The following is a 23,163-nucleotide window of genomic DNA, read 5'->3' on the forward strand; positions in this document are numbered from 1 at the left end:
ACGTCACGCAGCTTCCTCCTTTGCCGAAAGATTGGCTTGTCTCACCGCGTCGAGTTGGGCGCGGCGTTTCAGCGCTTCGCCGACCGCGCGCAGGAGCCGGTGTTCACGCGGGGCAACGTCGGGGTCGGTGGGTCGGGCGAGCTCCCATGCGACGTCGTTGCTCGCTACGGAGAGCCGCACGGGCGAGCCCGGTTGCCCGGTGCCGTCTTCGAGGTCGGCCGAGGGGTCGACGCCGAGGGCATCGAGGACCCAGGCCAGCCGGTCGGCCTTGTGGTCGGCCAGCGTCTTGCCCGACCACTTGCGCGAGACCAGGACGCGGCGTCCGGCGTAGCCCAGGTGTTCGCGCTTGTGGGCCTTGGACCGGCAGTAGCCGGGGCGAAGCCCCGCCTTGGCGTCCTGGGGCTGGATACCGTAGCGCAGCCAGTTGGCACACTTCGGCGAGCAGGGTTCGAACCGCAGCGCTTCCACCAGCCGGTCAACGTGGCGCTGTTGAGCGTCACTCTCGATCGCGTGGCATTCGGCGATGTCCTTGGTCAGGTACTTCGCCAGGTACCGGACGCACCGGTCGGCATCGGCCGACCCGACAAGGACCCCTTTGGCATCCACCTGCGGCCCGAACCGCACTACGTGCATGGGTTGGGCGTCCGGATCGTCATCGAGCGCGTCCAGGGCCTCATCCCAGGTGGGCAGGATTTCACCAGTCGTCGTATCGACATAGGTGTTTGCCTCCTCATCCCACACCGGCAAATCTGCGCCGTCATAGACCACCTCGTCGGCCGCAGGCCACCACACCTGGTGGTAGGTCGCCGCGGCGATCTGGCGCAGCTCAGCGCGCGGGATGGTGCCCCGGGTGGCCATGTGCAGGTGCGGCGCCAGGCGGCGTTGCGGCTCCACGGTGGCGAAGTACTGCACATCGAAGCCGGCCACCCGGCGCAGGTTCTGCACGAACCGATCAACCAGCTTGGAGAAGTGCAGCGCATCCCGAGCCGCCCGCCGGTAGTCATAGGTCGAGAAGTCGACAGGTGTCCCGTCCGAGCGCACCCGCCCGTAGCTGTCACAGGTCAGCGTGGCGAACAGCGACGGCCGGAACACCTTGCCCGAGGCCGGATCCTCGAAGGTCTGGCCCACGGTGCGCCGCACCATCGGCCGCTTCGGCAGCTCCGGCGCATCCTGGCGCCGTTTCGTCGAGCGGACCCGCCGAGGCTTCGACGAGGAGCCCGAGTCCGGAGAGGGAGCGGCCTTGCCCCGCAGCCCCGACGCCGAGATCTCCTCATCCAGATCGGCAATCGCCGCATCCAGCGCCGCCAACGCATCCAGATCGGCACGGCCGGAGGAGGCCAACCGGTCCCGCTCAGCCGCCACCACCGCGCGCTTCTCCACCCAAGAGCGCTGCACCTCGGACGGTTCATCCGGCGTGACGGTCGGCTCTTCGGCCAGGTGCCAGCCCTCTTCGCACTGGGTGCGCCGGATGGACCGTTTCCGCTTGGCGCACGCCGGGCAGCGGGACTCCAGCGTGGAGCCGCACGGCACGTCCACGATCTCGGTTTGCCCGGTGGCCAGGTCGGTGCGCCGCAGGCTCACGGGCCGGATGCACACGCCCTTGTCGGAGGCGATCTGCTCGGCCACCTCCCGCGCCAGCGGTTGGGCCATCCGCTCGGCCCGGGTGGTCTTGCCGGTCGGAGTGGGCATTCAGGCGACCCCCTCAGCCGTCATGGCGTCGATGTCGTCATCGGAGACGAACGCGGCCCGGACGCGGACCGGCACCGGGGAGCCCTCCAGCCGCACGAACGCCACGCCGGGCAAGTCGGGGTCGATCAGGTGGGCATTGGCGCCGCGCTCGCGTGCGCCGTCGCCGAGCACCATGTCCACCTGCGATGCCTCGTCGAGGCGCAGTGCGATCTTGTCGGGGAAGAGGTTGCGCAGGTTCAGCACTTCCTTGCGTGGATCCTGGAGAGCGGCCAGGACCGAGACCCCGACCGAGCGGCCTTGCGAGGTGAGGGTGGCCAGCGCGTTTTCGGCGCGGCGGCGGATGTCGCGGTCGGGGTGGTAGGCGGTCACAAACGCGACCTCGTCGACCACCACGGCCACGAACGGATCCTCGACCGTCGGCACGTGCACACGTTGGCGTCCGGCGTAGCGCGCGGCCCGGTCCTGCATGGTGGCAACAGCCGCTTCGAGCAGGTCCACCGCCGTCTCCCCGGTGTCGGCGTAGCGGGCGAACAGGGCGCGTCCGTAGGACAGCTCCATGCGTTTGGGATCGATGGCCCACACCTCGGCTGTGCCGTCTTCGATCGCGGGCAGCATGGCGCGGATGGCCGACCAGATCACCGAGCCCTTGCCCGCCCCGGTCACGCCCACGATGAGCACGTGGGTTCCGTGCAGCCGCAGCCGCCACACCTCGCCGTCCTCACGCTTGCCGACCGGCAGTGCCGCCAAGTCGACATGGCGCGGTACTGGCAAAGCGCCAATCGGTTTGGCCAGGGTGTCGAAGCGCGGGAACTCCAGCACCACATCCCGCGCATCCAGCACCGTCACCCGGCACGACGGCGCGCCGAAGCCGTGCGCCAACTCCGTGACCCGCTGCTCCACGTCGGCCGGGGCGGTGCCGGCCACCAGGCGCACCCGCACCCGATCCGACCACGCAGAGCAGGCCACCCGCCGGATGCGCGGCAGGTACTGGCGTTCCTGGTAGGACTCCGCCAACCCGGCAACCACCAGCACCGGTTGCCAATGCCGCCAATACACCCACACCCACCGCCAGGCCGCCAAGGCCCGCAGCGCCACACAGTGGCGGAAGGCGTCCGGCCAGCGCCGCCACCACACCAACAGCCCGATATCGGCGATTGTCCAGACGACCGCGAGCGCCACCCAGCCGAAGACGTGCCACACCGCAGCCGAGACCGCCACCGTGCCCACCGCCACCGGGAAGCGGAACGGCAGCAGGACGAGCAGACCCACCAGGCGGGCGATCCAGCGGGCGAGGATGAAGACGCCCGGGGTCTCCACCACCGGAGTCGAAAACCGCACCGTCTGTGCAGGGACCGGCGCGGTCGGCTGCACCGCGGCCCCGGCGTTCCTGGAACGCAGCATCAGAGCCCACCCCCGAAGCCGTAGAAGGCGCGGGTCTCCTCAAGCTGAGCGCGCGCGTTGGTCGCGGCCGCGTGGGTTTCCGGATCGTCGGATTCGGCGGCGATCCGGCCCATCAACTCGGCCTTGCGTTCGAAGAACGCCACATCCTCGGCCGGGGTTGCCGGGGCGGTTCCGCCGAAGCGGCCCAGGACCTCGGACAGGAAGTCCTCGACGTCTCGGGCGGTTACGCGTTCTGGCTGTTCAGACATAACCTGGACACACCTCTTCTGTTCTTCATCGGCTGGGGAGCCTGTGAGTGTGGGAGAAGGTTTCGAGGGGCGGCGAGATGTTGGCGCATCTGGCCGCCCCGCTTGCGTTTGGTCAGGCAGCGTCCTTCGCCGCCGGAGCCGAGCGACGGCCCGCACCGGGCGTCTTCATCCCGCGCGCCCGCAGCGAGTAGGCCACGCGGGGACGGCGCCCGTTGTCGTCGACGTAGGGCATCACCGCCATCCCTTCGAACTCGATGGGGCGGAACGGCAGGCCCGGCACCTCATCGGGCAGCGTCGGGCACACCTCGGCGGCGACCTTGACCTTCACGCTCTTGGCCTTGCCCCGCGCCTCGGGGTCGGCGTCGATCACGTCCATCGCCCACAGCGGCAACCCCGACTCCTTGTCCAACTGCGGCCGCTTGGTCTCAAAATCGGTGATCGCCTCAACCCCCAGCGCATACGCCCCCGCCGGGAACACCGTGCCGAACGCCACCGGCAACGCACCCTGAATCGCCATTGCTTGTCCTCCTTGCCCGGCCCGCAGGCCGGGGTCGCGCACGAAAAAACGTGTGGTCCATCGCCCCTCCCAGACACGGAAGGTCAGTGGCGATGAACCACACGCTAACCCGTACTTTTAGTTTTGTCTAGTAGTTCGAGTACTAGCTAGTACTTAGAGTGCTCCCACCCGTCGCGCCAGTCCCTGAAGCGCCGGCCCCGCCGGATCCTGAATGGTCAGCAGGTCACCCACGGCCTGTTTCACGATGGGATGGCTACGGATCTGCTCAGGCGTGACCCCCTCGGCCTGTTCCAGCGCCGAGACGGCCGCATCGGCGTTGCGCCGTTGCAGGTGTGCCCGCGCCACGTCGATCAGGAAGCGCGCCTGCCGTTCCGCCGAGAGCCCGGAGGCATCCACCGCCTCAGCGGCTCGCAGCGCCACGCCTGCGTCACCCAGGTCGACCGCCACCGCCACCTCATGCAGGCCGACGTTGGTCGGCCCGAACTCGGTGTTGTAGTCGTTGCGGTCCCCGCCGAGGCGTTCGGCGACCGAGCGCGCATAGGCGATGTGTCGATAGGCCGCCGTGGCGTCATTGCGCCGAGCGGCGGCAACCGCGCGTTGCAGCGTCAGCGCCCCCACCAGGGACATCGCTTCGTGTTGCTTCTTGGCCAACGGTTCGAGCGCATCGGCCGCAGTGCGCCCGGTCATCTCGGCCTGATCCAGGTGGCGCGCGCCCAGGAAGGTCAGGCACAGCCGGAACTCACCGGCCGCCATCAACAGCGGATCCTCGGCCCGCTCGGCCGCGATGATCGCCCGGTCCGCCGCGATCCAGGCCGCTTCGAACTCGCCCAGCTTGGTCAACGCAGCCGAGCACGCCTGATAGGTCACGGCCAGCACCCGGAAGAACGCCGCACGTTCCCCGTTGCCCGCCGAGCGCGCGGCCGCCTCCAGATCGGGAACCAGCGTCTCAAGCAGCTCGGTCAGCTCCAGATACCGGCCCTCATGGGTCAGCGCCCACGCCTGATCACTGCGCGCCCGCAGCTCCTCCACATCGGCGGTGACCCGCGTGCCCAGCAGCGCCGACAGCGCATGAGCCGCACTCAGCACCAGGCGCAGCCGGGTACTGCCCGGCGCCTCCTCACTGGCGGCGGCGACGATGGGCGCCTCAGCCGCCAGGTCCGCTATCGGGATCTCCAGCACCTCGGCGACGTTTTCCAGCACCGACATGCGGTCGACCTTGCGCACGCCCCGCTCGACCTGGGACACCCACGCCTCAGAGCGCTTGATCAGTCCGGCGAATTCGCGTTGCGACAGGCCCCGACGGCGCCGGTACTGGGCGATCTTGCGCCCGAGCGCCTTCTGATACTCCGAAGTCATCCCGTCACGCCCTTGTGGTCTTGCAAGTCGAGGAAGTCCACCTCGGTCGAGGCCAGGAACGCCCCCCGCGCGTCAAGGAACCGCTTCACGTGCGGCTGCTCCTCGTGGGCGTCGAAGGCCGCACGATCGGCGTAGAGCTCATAGAAGATCCGCTCCAGCGGCTTGCCCTCCACCCGGTGGACGGCATAGACCAACGTGCCCGGCTCGGCCTCCCGGATCTTGGGCAGCGTCTCGCCCACCAACGCGTCAAAGCCCCCGGCGCTCTCCTCGTCCTTCAGCGTGAACTTGACGACCAGTCCGAACACAGCCGCTCCTCACATCGCATCGACATCTCGCTATCCGTACTAATTGTGCGCCAAGCGCAGTACAAATCACAGCTACCTAATGTACTGTGTCCGTACTAATAGTACTAGTCATGCAGCTCACTCTACCCGCGAGCTGCCAGACGAGAGGTACAGACCCGATGCCCACCCCCACCAACAGCAGCCCGCACCCGCCGATCAATGCCGCCTGCCACTGGTTCCCCGGTCACCCCACCTCAGTCCGCGACGTCCGCCGCTTCATCACCAACCGCCTTGAAGACTGCCCCCGCAAAGACGACGCCGCCCTACTCGCCAGCGAGCTGGCGACCAACGCCATCGAGCACAGCCTGTCCGGCAACTGGACCACCGGCTTCCTCGTCTCCATCGAGCACACGACGAGTGAAGGCGTCCGCGTCGCCGTCCAGGACGCCGGAAGCTGGGAGAGCTCCCCTGCCATGACCGAGCCCAGCCCGGGCGCCGAACACGGACGCGGGCTCTACCTCGTCGAGGTCATCGCGGACCGGTGGAGTGCCGCCAAGGGCAGGCCCGGTGACCAGACCGTCTGGTTCGAACTGGACTGCGCGTAGAGCATTGCCGAATTGGGCTGTATGGGATCAAGGCGACGGCGCTTCGCGCCGTCGCACCGGCACGCCGGCCCCTCGCTCGGGCTGCGGGCTGCCGCCCGGTCCCGAGCGCGCGCCCGACGGCCGGGGTCGGCAGAGGCGAACGTCACCTGAACCCCATCCGCCCCACGGGGGCGCGCCGCCGCCCACGGACAGGGTGCAGAAGCGTCACACGCCGCCCTGATCATTCCCCCTCGACCATCCGGCGCCCTCGGTCCCGAGGCACTCGATCGCGCGACCCTGCCTGTCTCGGGTAACCGGCTCCGGCGCGATCGAGCACCTCGGACCGGAAACCGTGGTTGCGCACCGCTGGGTGCCGTGGAACACCGGAATACTGGACGCATGGCCCATCCTGACAGTGCAGGAATCGCCCTCATTCCGGGACAGACAGTACGAGCAGAGGTCATCGACCATCAGCCATGGGGGATATTCGTACGGATCGTCGACCCCGAAGGCGTCATCGCGTCCGTGGACGCTTCGGCCATGGACAGCCCGTCCGGATCGTTCATCGCACTACCTGAGGAACGGCCATCCGTCGGCACGGAAGTCACAGCGGTCGTTCAGGAGGTTCGGCGCTGGACCCCGCCCGGCCATGTCCGTTTATCGCTGCGCGCCAAGGACCTGGAGGAGTTCCGGTGGCGCTGCGACCTCTGCATGACCCCTACGACATTGAGTCTCGGGGGTGACGGCGTGGCCATGGACGTGAAAAGCGCCGAAGCTCCCGGAAGCCACACCATCGTCGCGCACCGGGCATGCCTCCTGGACGTTCTGCATCCGGAGAGCCTGGAACGAGCCCGCGTCACCGCCGTCGGTTACAGCCACCGCAGCAGAACTCACTAGAACCGCCTTCAGGTACCGTGCCAGATCCATGCCAGATGGAGCGGACGATCATGGGGATTCACGGGGAATGAGCGGCGAACCGGCCACGCCCGTGCAGGTCAGACGAACGCCAGGTCAGCGGAGACCCGCCGCCTTTGCTTCCCAAGCTGATAACGCGGGTTCGATTCCCGTCATCCGCTCTTCAAGACGAAGGCCCAGGTCAGGGACACGATCCCGAGCCTGGGCCTTCGTCGTTCCGCCGCTACCGAGGGTCCGGCCCTTTCCGTTGGGACGGCTTCCACTCCTAGTGTGCCGAGTCATCGGTTGGATGTGTATCTCAGTGGGGTGGGACGCCCGGATCATCACCGGCCGCGGCGGTGAATGCCGGGGCTGCCTGACGGCCGCGTCCTCCGCCCAGGCGGCCGCGGCCTGCCGTGCGGCCTTCTTCGCCCCCGGACGGCGGGTGGTCTGGACTCGGAAAGCGGCAGCAAGGGCGGCAGGGGCCCACCTCGGTGGTGAGGTGCGGGCCACCGGCCGCCCAGGAGCGCCGCGCCTCGGAGGCCCCTCCGGGGCGACGACCGGCCAGGGGGTGGTCCGGAGCCTCCCGGCGGCCCCGCGTCTCAGGGGTCAGTCGGACAGGCCCGGTGCCCGGGTCGAGCCGAATTCACCGCGGCAGTAGTCGATGAGCGTCTGGACCTTCGCCGAAGGCGAGCTGCCGCGAGGGTGGGCGATGATGACCGAGTTCGCCGGGAGGTCGTCCTTGATCCGCCGATACGCCACGGGGAGCCCCTCATACGTGCGGTCTCCGAGGGGGCGCCCCATCAGAACGGAGTAGGCCAGGCCGCGGGCGACAATGGAGCGGATCGTTTCGACGTTGGTACTGCGCCACTTGATCCACGGCTCGAATCCGGCGCTGCGCAGCACCGTCTCGGCCAGATCGCGCGCGGGTCGCAGCCCCAGCAGCACCGCCGGCTCGTCCCTCAGGTCGTTGAGGGACACCTCGTCGAGGCCCGCGAGCGGATGGTCGGCGCTGAGCAGGACCTGAAGCCGCACCGGAGTGATGATCCTGTACTCCAGGTCGGTCTCCACGTGCTTCGAGTACATCAGGCAGACGTCGATCTCGCCGCGGTGCAGGAGCCGCTGCAGGTGGTCGGAGGGCCCCTCGACCAGATCGACGTCGACATCGGGGTGGTTCAGGGAGAAGTGCTCGACGATCCGGGGCAGCAGCCACGGGGACAACGTGCTGAAGCAGCCGATGTTCAGCGGCCCGACGAGCCTGCCCTGCAGCATCTGCGCCCCGTACTGCAGCTCCTTGGTGTCGCGCACGATCGACCGCGCCTGCTCGGCCACCCAGCGCCCCGCCGCCGTCAGCACCGCCCCCTTGGCCTTGCGGCGCAGCATCAGTTGCACGCCCAAGCCGGCCTCGAGCTCGTTCAGGGCCAGGGAGATCCCTCCCGCGGAGACATGGCAGCGGCGGGCGGCTGCGCTGATCGAGCCGAGTTCGGCGACGGCCAGGAAGTACTCGAGCTGGCGCAGCGTTATCTCTTTCACCGGTTTTCCTAAACTTAATGTCGACTTATTTTAAATTTACAAAAATTGTGCCCCCCGCCATAGTGGTTGTCCAGTCGATGTGACCCGCGCTACGCGCCCGACTCGGAGGACCGATGACGAACGATCTCGCCCCGGCGGCAGACGTGGACCCGCACGTCGTGACGCTGGGCACCGCCGGCGGACCTCGCTGGTGGAAGGGACCGACCCAGGGACAGCGGGCCGGTATCGCCACCGCCGTCGTCGTCGGGGACGCCGCCTATCTGGTGGACGCGGGTCACGGCGTCGGGCGCCAACTGATGATGGCCGGCATCGGCATCCCGTCGATCCGAGGGGTCTTCCTCACTCACCTGCACTCGGACCACACCATTGACTTGGCCGGCGTGGCGGTCTTCGGCTTCCTGCACATCACCGACCCGAACCAGCCGCCCATCAGGATTCTTGGACCCGGCAACCGGGGAGCCCTCCCTCCGGTGTCGCCGCGGGCGCGCAGGCGGCCGGAGCCGCTCTTCCCGGAGAATCCGACCCCGGGCACCCGGGAGATGGTGCACTCGCTGATGCGCGCGTACTCCACGGACATCAACGACAGGGTCATGGACTCGCTCCGGCCGTCGCCGCTGGCGTACTTCCAGGCCGAGGACATCGAGGTTCCCCGCAGCACCGGCTTCCACCCGAACGAGAACCCGACTCCGGAGACGGAGCCCTTCGAGGTCTACCGCGACGAGCTCGTGACCGTCACCGCCACCCTGGTGAAGCACCCCCCGATCGCGCCGGCCTTCGCCTTCCGCTTCGACACGGCCGAGGGCTCGGTCACGATCTCCGGGGACACCGCGCCCTGCGACAACCTCGTCCGCCTGGCGTCCGGGACGGATCTCCTCCTGCACGAGGCGATCGACTTCGACTGGGTGGATCGGGCCTACGCGCACGAGGAGCCGGAGACCGCCCAGGCCTCCGTCGACCACCACCGCAAGTCCCACACCGGCCCGATCGAGGCCGGTGAGATCGCGACCAGGGCGGGCGCCGGGGCACTGGCCCTGCACCACCTCGTGCCGGGCACGGCCGACCCCGCCGTCTGGCGGCAGGCCGAGAAGTCCTTCGACCGCACGGTTCACGTGCCGGACGACCTCGAAAGCATCTCCTTCGCCCGCCGGCAAGCCCCATCCCCCGCAGCACCAGAACAGGCGTGAAAGCGATGACTGCAGCCAATCGGACCCCGCGGACACCGGAACCGCCGCGGCAGAACGTGATCAGTGAGAGCCTGAACACCAGGAACATGCGGAGGATCCTCGCCTCCAGCTTCACCGGCAGCCTCATCGAGTACTACGACTTCCTGCTCTACGCCACGGCCGCCGCGATCGTGTTCAACCAGATCTTCTTCACGGACATGGGGCCCGGCTTCGCCGCGTTCGCCTCCTTCGGCACCCTGGCGGCCGGCTACGTCGCCCGGCCGCTGGGCGGGGCGGTCTTCGGCCACTTCGGAGACCGCGTGGGGCGCAAGAACGTCCTGGTCGTCTCGATGCTGACCATGGGCGTCGCCACCTGCATGATCGGCCTGCTGCCCACCACCGCCGACATCGGCGTCATCGCGCCCGTCCTCCTGGTCCTGCTGCGCGTCGTCCAGGGCCTGGCCGTCGGCGGCGAGTGGGGCGGCGCCATGCTGATCGCGCTGGAACACGCCCCGGAGAAGAAGCGGGGCTTCGCCGCCAGTTTCGCGAACATGGGCGCCCCTGCGGGTGCCGCCCTGGCCACCCTGGTCGTCAGCGTCTTCACGCTCCTGCCCGGCGACCAGTTCCTCTCCTGGGGTTGGCGCGTCCCGTTCCTGCTCAGCGCCGTGCTGGTCACCGTCGGCCTCGTCATCCGCCTCAAGGTCGCCGAGACGCCGCTGTTCCAGGAGCTCCAGGCCACGGCCGACGCCAAGAAGATCCCGCTGGTCGAGGTCCTCACGAAGAACCCGAAGAACCTGTTCCTGGGGATCATCGCGGGAACCAGCGTCTACTCCATCGCGGGCATCGTCACGGTGTGGGCCGTCTCCTACGCGGTCGACAGCGGCGCGGACAAGACCGGCGTGCTCAACGCCAAGGCGGCGGCCGCCGTCGTCATGGTCCTCACGGTGATCCTCAGCGCCAGGCTCAGCGACCGGTTCGGGCGCAGGCCGGTCATGCTCGCCGGGGTGGTCGGGGCCGCAGCGTGCGCGTTCCCGATCCTGTGGCTGGTGGAGAGCGGCACCGTGTGGGGCTTCACCGCCGCGGTGGTCCTGGGGCAGGGCCTGCAGGGCGTCATCTTCGGGCCCTTCGGCGCCTTCACCGCGGAGCTGTTCCCGACCCGAATGCGCTACACCGGCGCCTCCCTGGCCTACCAGAGCGCGTCGACCTTCGGCGCCGGCTTCACCCCCGCGATCGCGTCCGGGCTGGTGCTCGCTGCGGGCGGCGGCCTGACGCTCCTCGGCGGCCTCTGGATCCTCGCCTTCGCGGCCGCCGCCGCCGCGATCCTGCTGACCAGGGAGGGCCGCACCCGGGATCTGGCCTCGATGAGGTGAGGCCCGGCGCCGAGGACGAGAAAGCGCAGCGGACCGATGTCCCGGCGCCGCGGCCGGAGCGCCGGTCACGGCCCGGTGGCGGCGGCCTGCTCGGGCAGCCGGCAGTCGAGCACGGCCTCCGCGTAGTCGTGGATCAGCCGGAGCGCCGAGGCCCGGGTGACCGCCCTGTTGCCGCTGATGATGTGGATTCCGTAGGAGTCCTCGAACGCCACCACGTGCTCGGCGACCCGCCGGGCGGGGAGTGCGGGGGCGAAGACCCCCTCCTCCGCGCCTCGCTCCACCACCCGCTGGAACAGGTCGACCTGGCGCAGCCAGAACTCGGTGACGTGCCGCGCGTGCCGCTCGTCCTGGCGTCCGACGGCGAGCAGTTGGACGATCGCGGTGATGAGCGCGTCGTGTGAACCCGTCGGGAGCCCCTCCGCGACCAGCCGGACGAGCGCGGACCGGGCGTCCGGGCCGAGGTCGGCGATCCGCTCGCGCTGCACGCAGAACCGCTCCACGGCGTCGTCGCGAACCGCGGCGACGAGGTCGTCCATCTGCGGGTAGTAGTAGATGACGGTGGCCGGTGAAACCCCGGCCCGCCCGGCGATGGCGCGGGCGGTGACGGCCGCGGGGCCCTTCTCCGCGATCACCGCGATGGTCGCGTCGATCAGGAGGCGGCGCCTGCGGCCCTGGTCCTTCGTCCGTGCCATGGTCCTGTGTCCTCATCGGATCTCGACTGCTGCGTTCGCGGGCGAGGGGGACCTCACGCCCGGACCCGCTGTGCCGCCGACGCTGCGCGCACTGCGGCCGCCACCCCCGACCGCCGAACATCGGTCAGTTCTCCTCGGCGTCCACGGTGGTCAGTCTCGCGTAGCGCCGGGGGTCGGTGCGGCGCATGCGGGCCGCGACGGCCCATCCGGCGGCGAAGCAGGCGGGGGGCGTGGCGATCAGCACGGCGTTCACTGAGGCCCCGCGCGCGGTGAGCAGCTCGAAGTTCACGGCCACCAGGACGCACAGCACCCCGAGGCCGGCCGCCGCCACAGCGGGTGCGACCGCGATCCGCCAGGCCGAGAACCCGCGCCGGTCGCGCCGGAAGAAGGCGATGACGGAGACGGCGGCCAGGGCCTGCAGGGCCATGATGCCGAGGATCCCCGGTCCGTTGGTGAGCAGCAGCAGGTCGTTGTAGGGGTCGGCGCCGAGGAGCATCCCGGCGACCAGGACGACCAGCGCGAAAGCGGACTGGGTGAGCACCGCGGCCACCGGCGACCGGGTGCGCCGGTCCACCCGGGCGAGCGCGCTCGGCAGCACCCCTTCGCGGCCGAGCGCGAACAGGTAGCGGTTGGCCGCGTTGTGGAAGGCCAGCGTCGCCGCGAACGCGCTGACCACGATCAGCACCCGCATCGTGCCGCTCGCCCAGGGGCCCGCGAACGACGCGGCCGCGGCGAAGACCATGTCGGCGCCGCCCTCTCCCGACGCCACGGCCTGCACCCGGTCCGAGCCGTAGGCGACGACGAACGTCCAGACCGTGAACGCGTAGAACAGGCCGAGGAAGGCGACGGCGAGGTAGGTGGCGCGGGGCACGCTCCTCTCCGGGTCTCGTGCCTCCTCCGCGTAGATGGCGGTGGCCTCGAAGCCGATGAACGCGCCGACCGTGAGCACGAACATCGCGCCCGCGCCCGAGGTCGCGAGGTTGGCGGGGTCGAACGAGGCGAGGTCGAACCCGCCGGGCCCGCCGCCGCCGGCGATCAGCGCCACCTCGAACACCAGCAGGATCGCCACTTCGAGGGCCAGCGCGACGCCGAGGACCTTCGCCGACAGCGTCACCTTCAGGTAGCCGAGGAGGCCGATCGCGGTGAGCCCGACGAGCGCCCAGACCTGCCACGGGATCGCGACGCCGAACAGCGAGTCCAGCGTCTGCGAGGTGAAGAACGCGAACGCCGCGAGCAGCCCGATCTCGATCAGGTTGTAGGAGACCAGGGCGACCAGCGCGGCGCCCGTCCCGGCCCGCCGACCGAGACCGCGGCCGACGTAGGCGTAGAACGCGCCCGCGTTGCGGATGTGCCGGCTCATGGCGGTGAAACCGACCGCGAACAGGAGCAGCAGCACACCGGCGAGCAGGTAGCCGGAGGGGGCGGCGACACCGCCGATGGAGATCGCGAGCGGGGCGACGCCGGCCATGACCGTGAGCGGAGCGGCCGCGGCCACGACGAAGAAGACGAGGTCGCCGGTTCCGATGGCTCCGCGCCCGAGTCCGTCGCCCTGGGCGGGGCTCGGCCGCCGGTCGGCCGCCGATGTCGGGGGGTGTTCCATATCGGACCTTCCAGAGGATGCGCTGGTGATGCGGATCACTATAATCTGAACACTTGTTCAAACAATGTCAACCGTCGGAGGTGGCGACGTGCCGGACGTGACCGTCTGGACCGGGGGAACGGTCTGGACCGGAAAGGACAGCGAGGAGACCCACGCGCTCGCGGCGTCGGGCGGCCGGATCACGGCGCTCGGAGACGAGGCGGCGGCGCTGGCCGGTGCCGCGGCCGAGGTGGTGGACCTGGACGGCGGCCTCCTGCTCGCCGCCTTCGGCGACGGCCACGCCCACCCCGTCTTCGGCGGGCTCGAACTGCAGGGGCCGCCGATCCGCGACCTGGAGACCCCCGAGCTGGTCGCGGCGTCCGTCGGCCGCTGGGCCGCGGAGCACCCGGACGCGGAGTGGATCGTCGGCGGCAGCTACGACCCCTCGATCGCGGAGCGCGGCGAGTTCGACGCCCGCTGGCTCGACGCGGTCGTGCCGGACCGGCCGGTCGTGCTCCGCGCGTACGACTACCACACCGCCTGGGTCAACACCGAGGCGATGCGCCGCGCCGGCATCACGGCGGACACACCCGACCCGGAGAACGGCGCGATCGTCCGCCGCCCCGACGGCACCCCCATGGGCACGCTGCGCGAGTGGGGCGCGGTCGACCTCGTCCTCGACCTCGTCGAGCCGAAGTCCCTCGACGACCGCGTGCGCGCGCTGACCGACGCGGGGCGGCGCTACGCCGCGTGCGGCCTCACCTGGTTCCAGGACGCCTGGGTCGACCCCGACATGGTCGGGGTCTACCTCGCAGCGGCGCGGCGCGGCGCCATGAGCACGCGGGCCGACCTCGGGCTGCGGGCCGATCCGGCCGACTGGAAGGAGCAACTGGCGCGCTTCCCCGGACTGCGGGCGGAGGTCGAGGCGGACCCGGCGGCGGCGGGCCTGCTCACCGCGCGCACCGTGAAGTTCTTCGCCGACGGGGTGATCGAAGGCGGGACCGCGGCGCTGCTCGCCCCCTACGACGACGCGCCGCACTCCTGCGGCATGCCGGTGTGGCCCGCGGCCGAACTCGCCGGAGCCGTGGCGGCGTTCGACCGGCTCGGGTTCCACGTGCACGTCCACGCCATCGGCGACGCGGGGATCCGCAACGCGCTCGACGCGATCGAGCGCGCGATCGAGCGGAACCCGGCGTGGGACCGGCGGCCGGTGATCGCGCACACCCAGCTCGTGGACCCGGCGGACCTGCCCCGCTTCGCCGCTCTCGGCGTGATCGCCAACTTCGAGCCCTACTGGGCCCAGCTCGACCCGCTCCAGACCGACCTGACCATCCCGCGCCTGGGGCGGCGGCGTTCGGCGCTGCAGTACCCGATGAAGTCGCTGCTGCGCAGCGGCGCCCGCCTGTCCTTCGGCAGCGACTGGCCGGTCAGCAGCGAGCGTCCCCTGGACGGGATCCAGGTGGCGGTGACCCGCAGCACCTTCGACGGCGCGCCCCTGGAGGGGTGGCTCCCCCATGAGCGCCTCACGGTGGAGGAGGCGCTGGACGCCTACACGGCGGGAAGCGCCCACCAGGCCGGGGCCGAGGACTCCCGGGGGTCGCTGCGGATCGGCGCCGAGGCCGACCTCGTCTGGCTGGACGGCGACCCGCGCGCGGTCGATCCGGCGGCGATCCGGCACCTCACCGAGCGGGGCACCTGGCTCGGCGGCCGCCGCACGCACACCGCCTGACCGGGCGGAGGGCCCGCCCGGAAGGTCCGCTCGGTGGGGTTCGTAAGAGTTGGACGGCCCCGGTTCTTCGGCGAACCGGCGGCAACGGTCCGCTGTGCGGCCTCGTCGGCTCCCGGGCGGCGCACGGTCTTGAAGGAGCCGCCCGCGCCTCGGCCGACCGGGTCTGGACGAAGAGCCTCCCCTACCGCGCGCACCACAGGCTTCGGGGCCTGCGCCCGGTGGCCACCGACGTCCCGTGGGCGAAGGGAGACGGGGAGGGCGCCGAGGCCACGGGCGCCGCCGAGGCGCTCCTGCTCCTGGTCACCGGCCGGACCGCAGCCGCCCTCCCCCGCCTCGCGGGCCCCGGCACGGCGGAACTCACCCGCCGATCCTGAAGTTGTGGGGGTTGTTCCCCGCGATTCAGCCGCAGGCCCGGCCGCCGCGCGGATCGGCATCGGAGATCCCGGCGGCAGGCGGTAAACCGGTCCGGCACCAGGCTCTCCACGATCGGCACGCGGCCGGACCACCGGGAGACCCGAATGAGGCGACCTCTCAGGCCCCACAACGCCAAGACCGGCGGAGGAGCGGAGGATCGGCGCGGCGGGAGGACGTCCGCGCCGTCCGTCACGGCGGGGGCGGGGCGCCGTCGTCCATCCTGTCCGCGGCCACGACGTCGGTGTCGATCTCGGTTCCGGCGATCTCTCGGCGCAGCCGGTTGAGCCGCTGGCGCGCCGCGACCGAGCCGCTGCGGTCGCGCGCCGCGAGTTCCATGGTGATGGCGTGCGCCACCAGCCAGCTCGCGAAGTTCTCGCTGGCGGCCCCCGAGGTGGACGGCGGCGTGCTGAGGACCGCGCGCACCCGGTCGCGCAGGGCCGGGCCCAGGGCCTCGGTGACCACGGCGACCGGGGCTCCGACCTCCTCGGCGCGCGCCAGCAGGGCCTCGATCTCCCGGAAGAGCCGCAGCGGCGCCAGCACGACCACCGCGTCGCCGCCGCCGATGCCGAGCAGGTCGTCGGCGAGCCGGAAGCCCGTCGCCTCGACCGCGACGCAGCGGCGGCCCATCCGGCCGAGTTCGACCGCGAGGTAGCGGGCGGTCGCGGAGGCCGGTCCTATGCCGTAGACGACGACGCGCTCGGCGTCCTCGATCAGCCGGACCGCCGCGTCGAACGCCCGGCCGTCGAGCACGTCGGGGAGTCGGCGCAGCAGGTCGGCGCTGTCGGCGAGGACCTGGTCGAAGACCTTCGCGCCGCCGAGGCGCTCCAGTCGCTGGTCGAGCACGAGGGCGGGGTCGCGGCGCGCCGTGAGCATGTCGAGGACCGAGCGTTTGAGTTCGCGCAGTCCGCTGTAGCCGAGCGAGCGGGCCGTGCGCACGACGGTGGCGTCGCTGGTCCCGGTCAGGGAGGCGAGTTCCGCGGCCGAGGCCGTGACGGCTTCGGAGGGGTGGTTCAGCAGGAAGTCGGTGACCGCGCGCTCGCGCGGGGACAGCGAGTCGATCCGCGCCGTCACCCGGTCGCGGAAGCCGCCACCCTCATCGTGTGAAGTTTTCATTTCGCCATTGACCCATCCATGAAGTGAACACTACTCTTCCAGGTGAAACCGGTCACACAGCGAGGATCCGGCCTGATGAAACACCAATTCGTGATTATCGGCGGTGGCGTCCACGGATGCGCCGCGGCGTGGCTGCTCGCCGACGCCGGGGAGGACGTGCTCCTCCTCGAAGCCGACGAGATCGCCTCGGGCGCCTCCGGGGGATTCGGCAGACGCGGCGTCCGCGCCAACCGGCGCGACCTGCGCGAGCTCCCCCTGATGCGGGCCGCGTACCGCATCTGGCCCATGCTCGCCGAGCGCCTGGGCGCCGACACCGGCTACGAGCGCACCGGCGGCCTGTCCCTCATCGAACAGGAGACCACCGGGACCAGGGGCGGACTGGTCGCGGCGCGCGTCCACGCCGACGTGCAGCGCCGCCTCGGAGTGCCCACCGAGGTGCTCGACCGCGACCGGCTGCTGGAACTGGAGCCCGACGTCGGCCCCGCGGTCCGCGCCGCGCTGTACTGCCCGCTCGACGGCGCGGCCGACCACACCGCCACCACCAGGGCCTTCGCCGCCGCCGCGCGGGAGCGGGGCGCCGCCATCGAGGAGCACAGCCCCGTCACCGCCGTGGAGCGCTCCGGCGACCGCGTCACCGCCGTCCGCACCGCACGGGGGGAGCGCCACGAGGTCGGGGAGGCGCTGCTGCTGCTCAACAACACCGGGGCGATCGACCTGCTGCGCGACCAGTTCGACCTCGAACCGCCGGTCTGGCGGATCCTCCCCCAGGCGCTGCGCGTCGTCCCCAAGGCCGCGCCGCCCATGTCGCACCTCATCGGCCACGACCACCGGTCGCTGTCGTTGAAGGCGCTGCCCGACGGCCGCGTCATGGTCAGCGGGGGCTGGCGCGGCCGCTGGAACACCGGCCTCGGCCGGGGCGAGACCGTCGAGGCGAACGTGCTCGGCAATCTGCAGACCGCGGCCGAGGTCTACGCCGGACTCGCCGACGCCGAACTCGACCTCGCCGACGCCGCGCGCCCCGAGTCGTGCAGCGCCGACGAGATCCCGATCGTCGACATCGTCCCCGGCACCGCCAACGCCCTGGTCGGCACCGGATGGACCGGACACGGGTTCGCCATCGCCCCCGCGGTGGCCGAAGCCCTCGCGTTCTGGGCGCGCACCGGCGCGCGCCCGGACAGCCTGGCCCCGTTCTCGTTCGCCCGGTTCTGATCCGCGCGGGCGCCGCGCCCGCGCCCCGACGGAACCGGCCGAGCGGGGCCCACCGGACGGCCGTGACGGCGGCCGTCCTCCCCCGCACCGGATCACTGCTCGAAGGAGCGGCATGTTCCCGACAGACGAAGTCAGCGGCGAAGCCGTCAACACCCTCCTGTTCTCCCTCACCGTCCTCGGCCTGCTCGTGCTCGCCGGGGTCGTGCTGCGGCTGCTGATCGCCCCGCTGCGGCGGCTCTTCATCCCCGCCGCCCTGATCGGCGGGGTCCTCGGGGCCGCGCTGGGCCCCTACGGCGCGGGACTGTTCCCCGAGAGCATGACCGCGACCTGGTCCGGGCTGCCCGGGGTGCTGATCGCGGTCGTCTTCGCCCCGATGCTGATCGGGATGCGCATCCCCAACCTCCGGCGCAGCTACCACCTCATCGCGCCGCAACTGCTGTTCGGCTACATGGGCGACTTCCTGATGATCGGGATCCCCATGCTCGTCTGCGCCGCGCTGCTGATGCCCTTCTGGGACGTCGGGGCGATGTTCGGCACCCTCGTCGAGGTGAGCTGGCCCGGCGGGCACGGTACCGCCGCGGGCATGGGACCGGTGTACTCCGAACTCGGCTGGGCCGACGGCGGCGCCCTCGCGCTGGCCTGCGCCACCGCCGGCCTGATCTTCGGGATCGTGGTGGGGATGGTGCTGATCAACATCGGAGCCCGGCGCGGCCACCTCAGCCACGTCACGGCGGGCGGACGCGGTGCGGCGGCGCCCGACATCCTGCCGGAGGAGTCCCGCTCCGGGCTCGGGAGGGTCACCCTCAACAGGGACCTCGTCGACGGCCTGGCCTTCCACGGTGCGCTGGTCGCCGCGGCGATCCTCATCGGGTGGGTGCTGCAGTCCGCGCTGGAGCTGGTCGTGCCCGGCATGCCGCTGTTCCCGATGGCGATGATCGGCGGCGCCGTCGTGCAGGCCGTCATCGTGCGCACCCCGCTCGGCGACGCCGTCGACCCCGGCAGCCTGCGCGCCGTCCAGGGGGTCGCCCTGGACCTGCTCGTCGTCTCCGCGGTCGCCTCGATCACGGTGCCGGTGGTTCTGGACAACATCGTCCCGCTGACGGTGCTCGTCGCCGTCGCCTCGCTGATCGCGGTCGGCTTCTTCTACTGGGCCGGTCCGCGGATGTTCCGCGACTCCTGGTTCGAGCACTCCATCGTCAACTTCGGGTCGCTGACCGCGGTGGCCTCCGTCGGGCTGATGCTGCTGCGCTCCGCCGACCCCGAGCTCAAGACCGACGCGGCCCGGTCCTACGCGCTGCGCGCGCCGTTCTTCAGCCCGATCGCCGGCGGCGGCCTGCTGACGGCGGTCCTGCCGCTGATCGCGGTGAACTACGGCCCGTGGGCGCTGGGGGTCGGCGGGGTCGCGGCGGCGCTCGCGGTCTACGTCCTGGCCCGCGTCCTGCGGATCTGGCAGCGGCCGGCCGCGCGCGTCGGCGCCGGGGCGGGGGTCTGACGCCGCGCCGGACGGCGGCGGCCGGGGCGGGATGCGCTGACAAGGGCCGGAGAGGCCGATTACCCTGGTCAGAGCATCGTGCCGATCGCGGAGGCGGGGGCCGGTATGGATCGCGACGAGGTATGGCAGACCATCGACGCCGAACGGCTCGCACTGGCCGGCCTACTCGAAGGGCTGGCGCCCGAGGAGTGGGAGCACCCCTCGCTCTGCGCCGACTGGCGGGTGCGCGACGTCGCCGCACACCTGAGCATGGCGCCCGAGTTCACCCTGGGTTCCGCGCTGGTGGAGCTGGCCCGGGCGCGCGGCGGCTACAACCGGATGGTCCGCGAGACCGCCCGGCGCAAGGCCGCCCGCCCGACCGGGGAGCTGGTCGCGGACCTGCGGGGCATCGTCGGATTGCGCCGCCTGGCTCCGGGGACGACGCCGCGCGAACCGCTCCTGGACGTCCTCGTGCACGGCCAGGACATCGCCCTGCCGCTCGGTCGGCACCGCGCGATGCCCCTGACCGCCGCCCGCGTCTCGGCCGACCGGGCCTGGGCGCTGGCCCCGCTCTTCTTCCACCGCCGCAGGCTGCGGGGCCTGCGCCTGGTGGCCACCGACGTCCCGTGGGCGAAGGGGGAGGGCCCCGAGGTCACCGGCCCCATCGAGGCGCTCCTACTGCTGGTCACCGGCCGGACCGCCGCCGCCCTCCCCCGCCTCACAGGCCCCGGCACAGCGGAACTCACCCGCCGGTCTTGAGGTTGTGGGGTTGCTGCGACGATGGCGTGGACTCCGGTGGGGGAGAGCGCTCAGATCATCGGATCGTCCAGGCGGCATCGGCAAGGCCGCCTGCGGACCGCGCACTCCCCTGCTGCGCGGCTGCTCCGCAGGCTCCGCACGACCGCGCGACGGGGCTCCGCCGCGGCTGAAGATCGCGAGGCACCTCGACCGCCAGTCGCACGGGACCAAAAGGGCCTGGCTGTACGGGAATGAGCGCTACACGGAAGGGGACGCTGCGTGGTTCTTGGTCCCGTCTCCGTTGCGCAGCGCTGACACCGAGATCGTCAGCCGCCGCGGGAACCGCATCGGGGAAACCGCGAACCGCCCCGATGAGGAGTACGCGGTCGTCAGGCAGCGCCGCCACTCACCGCTGCGGTTCTGATGGTCTGAGCGCCCTCCCCCGGCACGACGGAATTCACCGAATCAGCGACTCGGCGCACTAGACCTTGGGGACCGTCGAGATGCGTGTGGAAGCCGCCGCCGTCGTCAGCCGGCCTGGCCGGTGGGGCGCACGAGGACGTGGTTGACGTCGACGCCCTCGGGCTGGTCCAGGACCCAGGCGATGCTGTCGGCGACGCGGTGCCCCTTGAGCAGGAGCCGGTGCACGGTCGCGGCGCCGATGCCGGTCGAACCGCCGGTGACCAGCGCGACCGGTGCGGTGTCCTGGTTCATCGACCGCCTTTCTCGCTGATGGCGGGCATCGCGTCCCCGCCGGGGTGCCAGTTCGCGAGGAAGCCCGGCTGCCGGGCGGCGTCGACGAGTTCGACGCGGGCCCCGATGCTGTCCACCCGGTGGTAGGCGAACGGGCGCCCGTAGGGGCAGCCGGAGAAGTCCTCGGCCATCCCCTGGTCGGCGAGGCGCCGCGATCCCGCCTCCACGGAGTCCGACCAGTAGCCGAGGTGGTCGAAGCGCGGACCGTCCGACGCGTCCCAGGGGCTGCCCGCGGGGCCTTCGATCAGTTCGATGAAGGGCGGCCCGCCCCGGGTGAACACGATCCGGTAGTCCCACTCCGCGAGCCGGTCCCGCTTGGGCTCGCTCCATTCGACCCCGGCCGCGCCGCGCAGGTCCCGCATCGCCGCTTCGAGGTCGGGCACCGCGAAGCAGACGTGGTAGAAGGCCGTCATCGCTGCATCACCGCTTCCGGGTCGGCCGGGTGTCCGAGGGGCTCGGGAGGGGGCGGGTCTCCACCCCCGCCCGACGCTATAGGGCGGAACGGCCGATTCGCCGGAGTCCGCACGAGTTGGCCGGGATCGGACCGCCGGCGAACGTGCGTACCGGGCCTGCTTTGGCGCGATCTTGCTCCTGTGGTCATGTTCAGGGCCCGACATGACTCCAGGAGCAAGATCACCGCAAAAGGGGCGGTTCTGTGCGGCCGGCCGCAAGGCCGCACAGCAGGCCTGGGCCGCCTACTCACCGGCGGTCCGCCCCTGACAGCCCCGCACAGCCAACGCGAACCCCGGTACCGATGCGCGGTCGTGCGGAGCCCGCGGAGCGGCGCGCAGTAGGGGAGTATGCAGCCCACCGGCGGCCCCACCACCGCCGCCCCCACGACCAGACGATCTGAGCGCCTCCCTCCACACAACCAGCGCAAACCTCAATACCCCTCGTCCAGGGACAGGGCGAGGGCGAGCTCCATGCGGTGGCGCGCCGTCAAGGGGGTCCCGGAGACGCGTTCGGCCGCGCGCAGCCGGGTGCGCAGGGTGTTGCGGTGCACGCCGAGGTCGCGGGCCGCGGCCTCGATGTTGGCGTCGCGCTCCAGGTAGCGGCGCAGCGACACCAGGAGCGCGCTGCCGTTGCGCTCGTCGTGCTCGCGCAGCCGGCCCAGCACCCTGGTGGTGAACTCCTCCGCGGCGGCCCGGGGGATGGAACGGCGCAGCAGCGACCACGCGTCGACGTCGTCGGCGTGGTGGTAGCCCGGCCCGACGGCGGCCGCCCGCTGCGCGCGCAGGGCCGCTGTCCGCAGCTCCGCCGCGTCGCGGGCGGCGCAGGCACCGGCGCGGTCCGGCCCGTGCGCCGCGCCGCGCAGCGCCTCCAGCAGCCGCTCGCCCAGCCTCGGCCGCGCCTCGGCGAACTCGGGCAGTACGGCGACGAGCGCGCCGGGGACCGCGCACACGGCGGTCCGCTCGGCCGCGGCGGTGTCGCCCATCAGGTCGTGGACGGCGTCGGCCGCCGGGTCCAGCAGGTCCTCAGGGCGCCGCGCCGGGTAGGCGGCGACCTCGTACGGCGCCGCGGGGAGCGCCAGCAGCGCCGGCGCGTGCTCGGCGAGGTGCGCGGGCGCGGCGTCGTCGAGGAGCAGCGCGAGCGAACGGGCGCGCCCGCGGTTGCGTTCGCGGCGCGCCGCCCGCGACCGCTGCAGGTCGACGGCGAGCAGCGACGCCGCGTGGTTGGCCAGCACGCGGGTGTGCGACGACACCGGGGAGGCGCACCGCAGGGCGAGCCAGCCCAGCGCGTTGCCGCTCATGCCGAGACTCTGCATCAGCACCGCCGCGTCGCCGTCCTGGAACACCGTCATGCCGTGCGGGCGGGCCCCGCTGGTGGCGGCCGTCCGGACGGCGGCGTGCCACGGCCGCTCGGCCTGCGCCGAGGTCTCCCTGATCATCCCGTTGGGGTCGAGGAGCACCGCGTCGCCCTCGGTGGCGCCGGCGAGTTCGTGCAGGACGCCGCGGAATCCGGCGCGCAGCGCGGCCCTGACCATCGCGTCCTGGGCGGTGAGCACCCGCTGCTGCTCGCGGAGCCTGGCCCGGGCGTGGTGGTCGGCGACCGCCTCGACGACCGCGATGAACGGCGTCTCCCCTTCGACCTGCAACAGCGGGAAACCGAGTTCCTCGGCGACCCGGGGCACCACCGGCGGGATGCGCTCGATCCAGGTGTCCAAGGCGAAACCCAGCCCGGCGCAGCCCGCGTCGAACAGCCGGTGCACGTACTCCCGCTGCTCGTGCTCGCTCGCGCCGATCCCCAGGCCGACGGTGAGGACGAGTTCGCCGCCGCGCAGCCAGGGGACGGGGTCGGCCAGCTCCGTGACGTGCGCCCAGCGGACCTCCCTGCCCAGCCCCGAGCGGCCCGCGACCACCCGGACCTGCAGTCCGGGCAGCTCGACGAGACCTCCGACAGTGAGCGCCATGGAGCCCTCCCTCGGC

At 71.7% G+C, this 23,163-nt stretch carries 22 protein-coding genes; 9 read left to right on the forward strand and 13 right to left on the reverse strand.

From position 1 onward, the window contains the following. Positions 1-3: 3 nt before the first annotated feature. From HDA32_RS26705 to HDA32_RS26730, 6 genes are all read right to left on the reverse strand, one after another. Positions 4-1,689 (reverse strand): replication initiator, encoded by a 1,686-nt coding sequence (locus HDA32_RS26705; protein WP_179645775.1) that lies wholly within the window; start codon positions 1,687-1,689, stop codon positions 4-6. Then, positions 1,690-3,090: an FtsK/SpoIIIE domain-containing protein gene (locus HDA32_RS26710; protein WP_179645776.1), complete on the reverse strand. Its 1,401-nt coding sequence runs from the start codon at positions 3,088-3,090 to the stop codon at positions 1,690-1,692. Next, the gene (locus tag HDA32_RS26715) at positions 3,090-3,338 is read right to left on the reverse strand and encodes a hypothetical protein (RefSeq protein WP_179645777.1); all 249 of its coding nucleotides are present in this window, start codon (positions 3,336-3,338) and stop codon (positions 3,090-3,092) included. The genes HDA32_RS26710 and HDA32_RS26715 overlap by 1 nt, the downstream gene beginning before the upstream one ends. Positions 3,339-3,450: 112 nt before the next feature. After that, on the reverse strand, positions 3,451-3,855 hold the full coding sequence (locus HDA32_RS26720) for a plasmid replication, integration and excision activator (protein ID WP_179645778.1): 405 nt from the start codon (positions 3,853-3,855) through the stop codon (positions 3,451-3,453). Positions 3,856-4,008: 153 nt separating this feature from the next. Next, entirely contained in the window at positions 4,009-5,211 is a 1,203-nt protein-coding gene (locus HDA32_RS26725) for a helix-turn-helix domain-containing protein (RefSeq protein ID WP_179645779.1), read from the reverse strand. Next, the gene (locus HDA32_RS26730) at positions 5,208-5,516 is read right to left on the reverse strand and encodes a putative quinol monooxygenase (RefSeq protein WP_179645780.1); all 309 of its coding nucleotides are present in this window, start codon (positions 5,514-5,516) and stop codon (positions 5,208-5,210) included. The genes HDA32_RS26725 and HDA32_RS26730 overlap by 4 nt, the downstream gene beginning before the upstream one ends. 158 nt (positions 5,517-5,674) lie before the next feature. On the opposite strand from HDA32_RS26730, the gene HDA32_RS26735 reads away from it, so the two are divergent. Together HDA32_RS26735 and HDA32_RS26740 are read left to right on the forward strand one after the other, a co-directional pair. Then, positions 5,675-6,100: an ATP-binding protein gene (locus HDA32_RS26735; RefSeq protein ID WP_179645781.1), complete on the forward strand. Its 426-nt coding sequence runs from the start codon at positions 5,675-5,677 to the stop codon at positions 6,098-6,100. A gap of 378 nt (positions 6,101-6,478) precedes the next feature. Then, positions 6,479-6,976 (forward strand): S1 RNA-binding domain-containing protein, encoded by a 498-nt coding sequence (locus tag HDA32_RS26740; RefSeq protein ID WP_179645782.1) that lies wholly within the window; start codon positions 6,479-6,481, stop codon positions 6,974-6,976. Positions 6,977-7,582: 606 nt separating this feature from the next. Here HDA32_RS26740 and HDA32_RS26745 read toward each other — a convergent pair. After that, positions 7,583-8,506: a LysR family transcriptional regulator gene (locus HDA32_RS26745; RefSeq protein WP_179645783.1), complete on the reverse strand. Its 924-nt coding sequence runs from the start codon at positions 8,504-8,506 to the stop codon at positions 7,583-7,585. A gap of 113 nt (positions 8,507-8,619) precedes the next feature. Here HDA32_RS26745 and HDA32_RS26750 point away from each other — a divergent pair, with 113 nt between their 5' ends. Together HDA32_RS26750 and HDA32_RS26755 are read left to right on the forward strand one after the other, a co-directional pair. Next, a complete protein-coding gene (locus HDA32_RS26750; protein WP_179645784.1) occupies positions 8,620-9,690 on the forward strand; it encodes an MBL fold metallo-hydrolase in 1,071 nt (356 codons plus the stop codon). A gap of 86 nt (positions 9,691-9,776) precedes the next feature. Next, complete coding sequence (locus HDA32_RS26755) at positions 9,777-11,039, forward strand: MFS transporter (protein WP_246334499.1); 1,263 nt, start codon at positions 9,777-9,779, stop codon at positions 11,037-11,039. A gap of 65 nt (positions 11,040-11,104) precedes the next feature. Here HDA32_RS26755 and HDA32_RS26760 read toward each other — a convergent pair whose 3' ends face one another. Both HDA32_RS26760 and HDA32_RS26765 read right to left on the reverse strand, forming a co-directional pair. Next, positions 11,105-11,731 carry a TetR/AcrR family transcriptional regulator gene (locus HDA32_RS26760; protein WP_179645786.1) on the reverse strand — a complete coding sequence of 209 codons (627 nt, stop codon included), beginning with the start codon at positions 11,729-11,731 and terminating at the stop codon, positions 11,105-11,107. 124 nt (positions 11,732-11,855) lie between these two features. Further along, a complete protein-coding gene (locus tag HDA32_RS26765) occupies positions 11,856-13,331 on the reverse strand; it encodes an APC family permease (protein ID WP_179645787.1) in 1,476 nt (491 codons plus the stop codon). A gap of 88 nt (positions 13,332-13,419) precedes the next feature. Between HDA32_RS26765 and HDA32_RS26770 the strand changes: the two genes are divergently transcribed. Beyond that, on the forward strand, positions 13,420-15,039 hold the full coding sequence (locus HDA32_RS26770; RefSeq protein ID WP_312863340.1) for an amidohydrolase: 1,620 nt from the start codon (positions 13,420-13,422) through the stop codon (positions 15,037-15,039). A gap of 218 nt (positions 15,040-15,257) precedes the next feature. Continuing rightward, positions 15,258-15,413: a hypothetical protein gene (locus tag HDA32_RS26775; RefSeq protein WP_179645789.1), complete on the forward strand. Its 156-nt coding sequence runs from the start codon at positions 15,258-15,260 to the stop codon at positions 15,411-15,413. Positions 15,414-15,642: 229 nt separating this feature from the next. Here HDA32_RS26775 and HDA32_RS26780 read toward each other — a convergent pair whose 3' ends face one another. Next, positions 15,643-16,566 carry a MurR/RpiR family transcriptional regulator gene (locus tag HDA32_RS26780; protein WP_179645790.1) on the reverse strand — a complete coding sequence of 308 codons (924 nt, stop codon included), beginning with the start codon at positions 16,564-16,566 and terminating at the stop codon, positions 15,643-15,645. 75 nt (positions 16,567-16,641) lie between these two features. Between HDA32_RS26780 and HDA32_RS26785 the strand changes: the two genes are divergently transcribed. The 3 genes from HDA32_RS26785 (at position 16,642) to HDA32_RS26795 (ending at position 20,005) form a co-directional block, all read left to right on the forward strand. After that, a complete protein-coding gene (locus HDA32_RS26785; protein ID WP_179645791.1) occupies positions 16,642-17,775 on the forward strand; it encodes an NAD(P)/FAD-dependent oxidoreductase in 1,134 nt (377 codons plus the stop codon). A gap of 112 nt (positions 17,776-17,887) precedes the next feature. Then, entirely contained in the window at positions 17,888-19,267 is a 1,380-nt protein-coding gene (locus HDA32_RS26790) for a sodium/glutamate symporter (RefSeq protein ID WP_179645792.1), read from the forward strand. Between the two features lie 105 nt (positions 19,268-19,372). After that, on the forward strand, positions 19,373-20,005 hold the full coding sequence (locus tag HDA32_RS26795) for a maleylpyruvate isomerase family mycothiol-dependent enzyme (protein ID WP_179645793.1): 633 nt from the start codon (positions 19,373-19,375) through the stop codon (positions 20,003-20,005). A gap of 507 nt (positions 20,006-20,512) precedes the next feature. Here the strand turns inward: HDA32_RS26795 and HDA32_RS30335 are convergent. The 3 genes from HDA32_RS30335 to HDA32_RS26810 all read right to left on the reverse strand — a co-directional run bounded on the left by HDA32_RS30335 (position 20,513) and on the right by HDA32_RS26810 (position 23,147). Beyond that, the gene (locus HDA32_RS30335; protein WP_218882611.1) at positions 20,513-20,698 is read right to left on the reverse strand and encodes a hypothetical protein; all 186 of its coding nucleotides are present in this window, start codon (positions 20,696-20,698) and stop codon (positions 20,513-20,515) included. Then, entirely contained in the window at positions 20,695-21,150 is a 456-nt protein-coding gene (locus HDA32_RS26805; protein WP_179645794.1) for a VOC family protein, read from the reverse strand. The genes HDA32_RS30335 and HDA32_RS26805 overlap by 4 nt, the downstream gene beginning before the upstream one ends. 470 nt (positions 21,151-21,620) lie before the next feature. Continuing rightward, positions 21,621-23,147 (reverse strand): PucR family transcriptional regulator ligand-binding domain-containing protein, encoded by a 1,527-nt coding sequence (locus tag HDA32_RS26810; RefSeq protein ID WP_179645795.1) that lies wholly within the window; start codon positions 23,145-23,147, stop codon positions 21,621-21,623. Positions 23,148-23,163 lie beyond the last annotated feature (16 nt).

It is taken from the genome of Spinactinospora alkalitolerans (assembly GCF_013408795.1).
Lineage (GTDB): Bacteria > Actinomycetota > Actinomycetes > Streptosporangiales > Streptosporangiaceae > Spinactinospora > Spinactinospora alkalitolerans.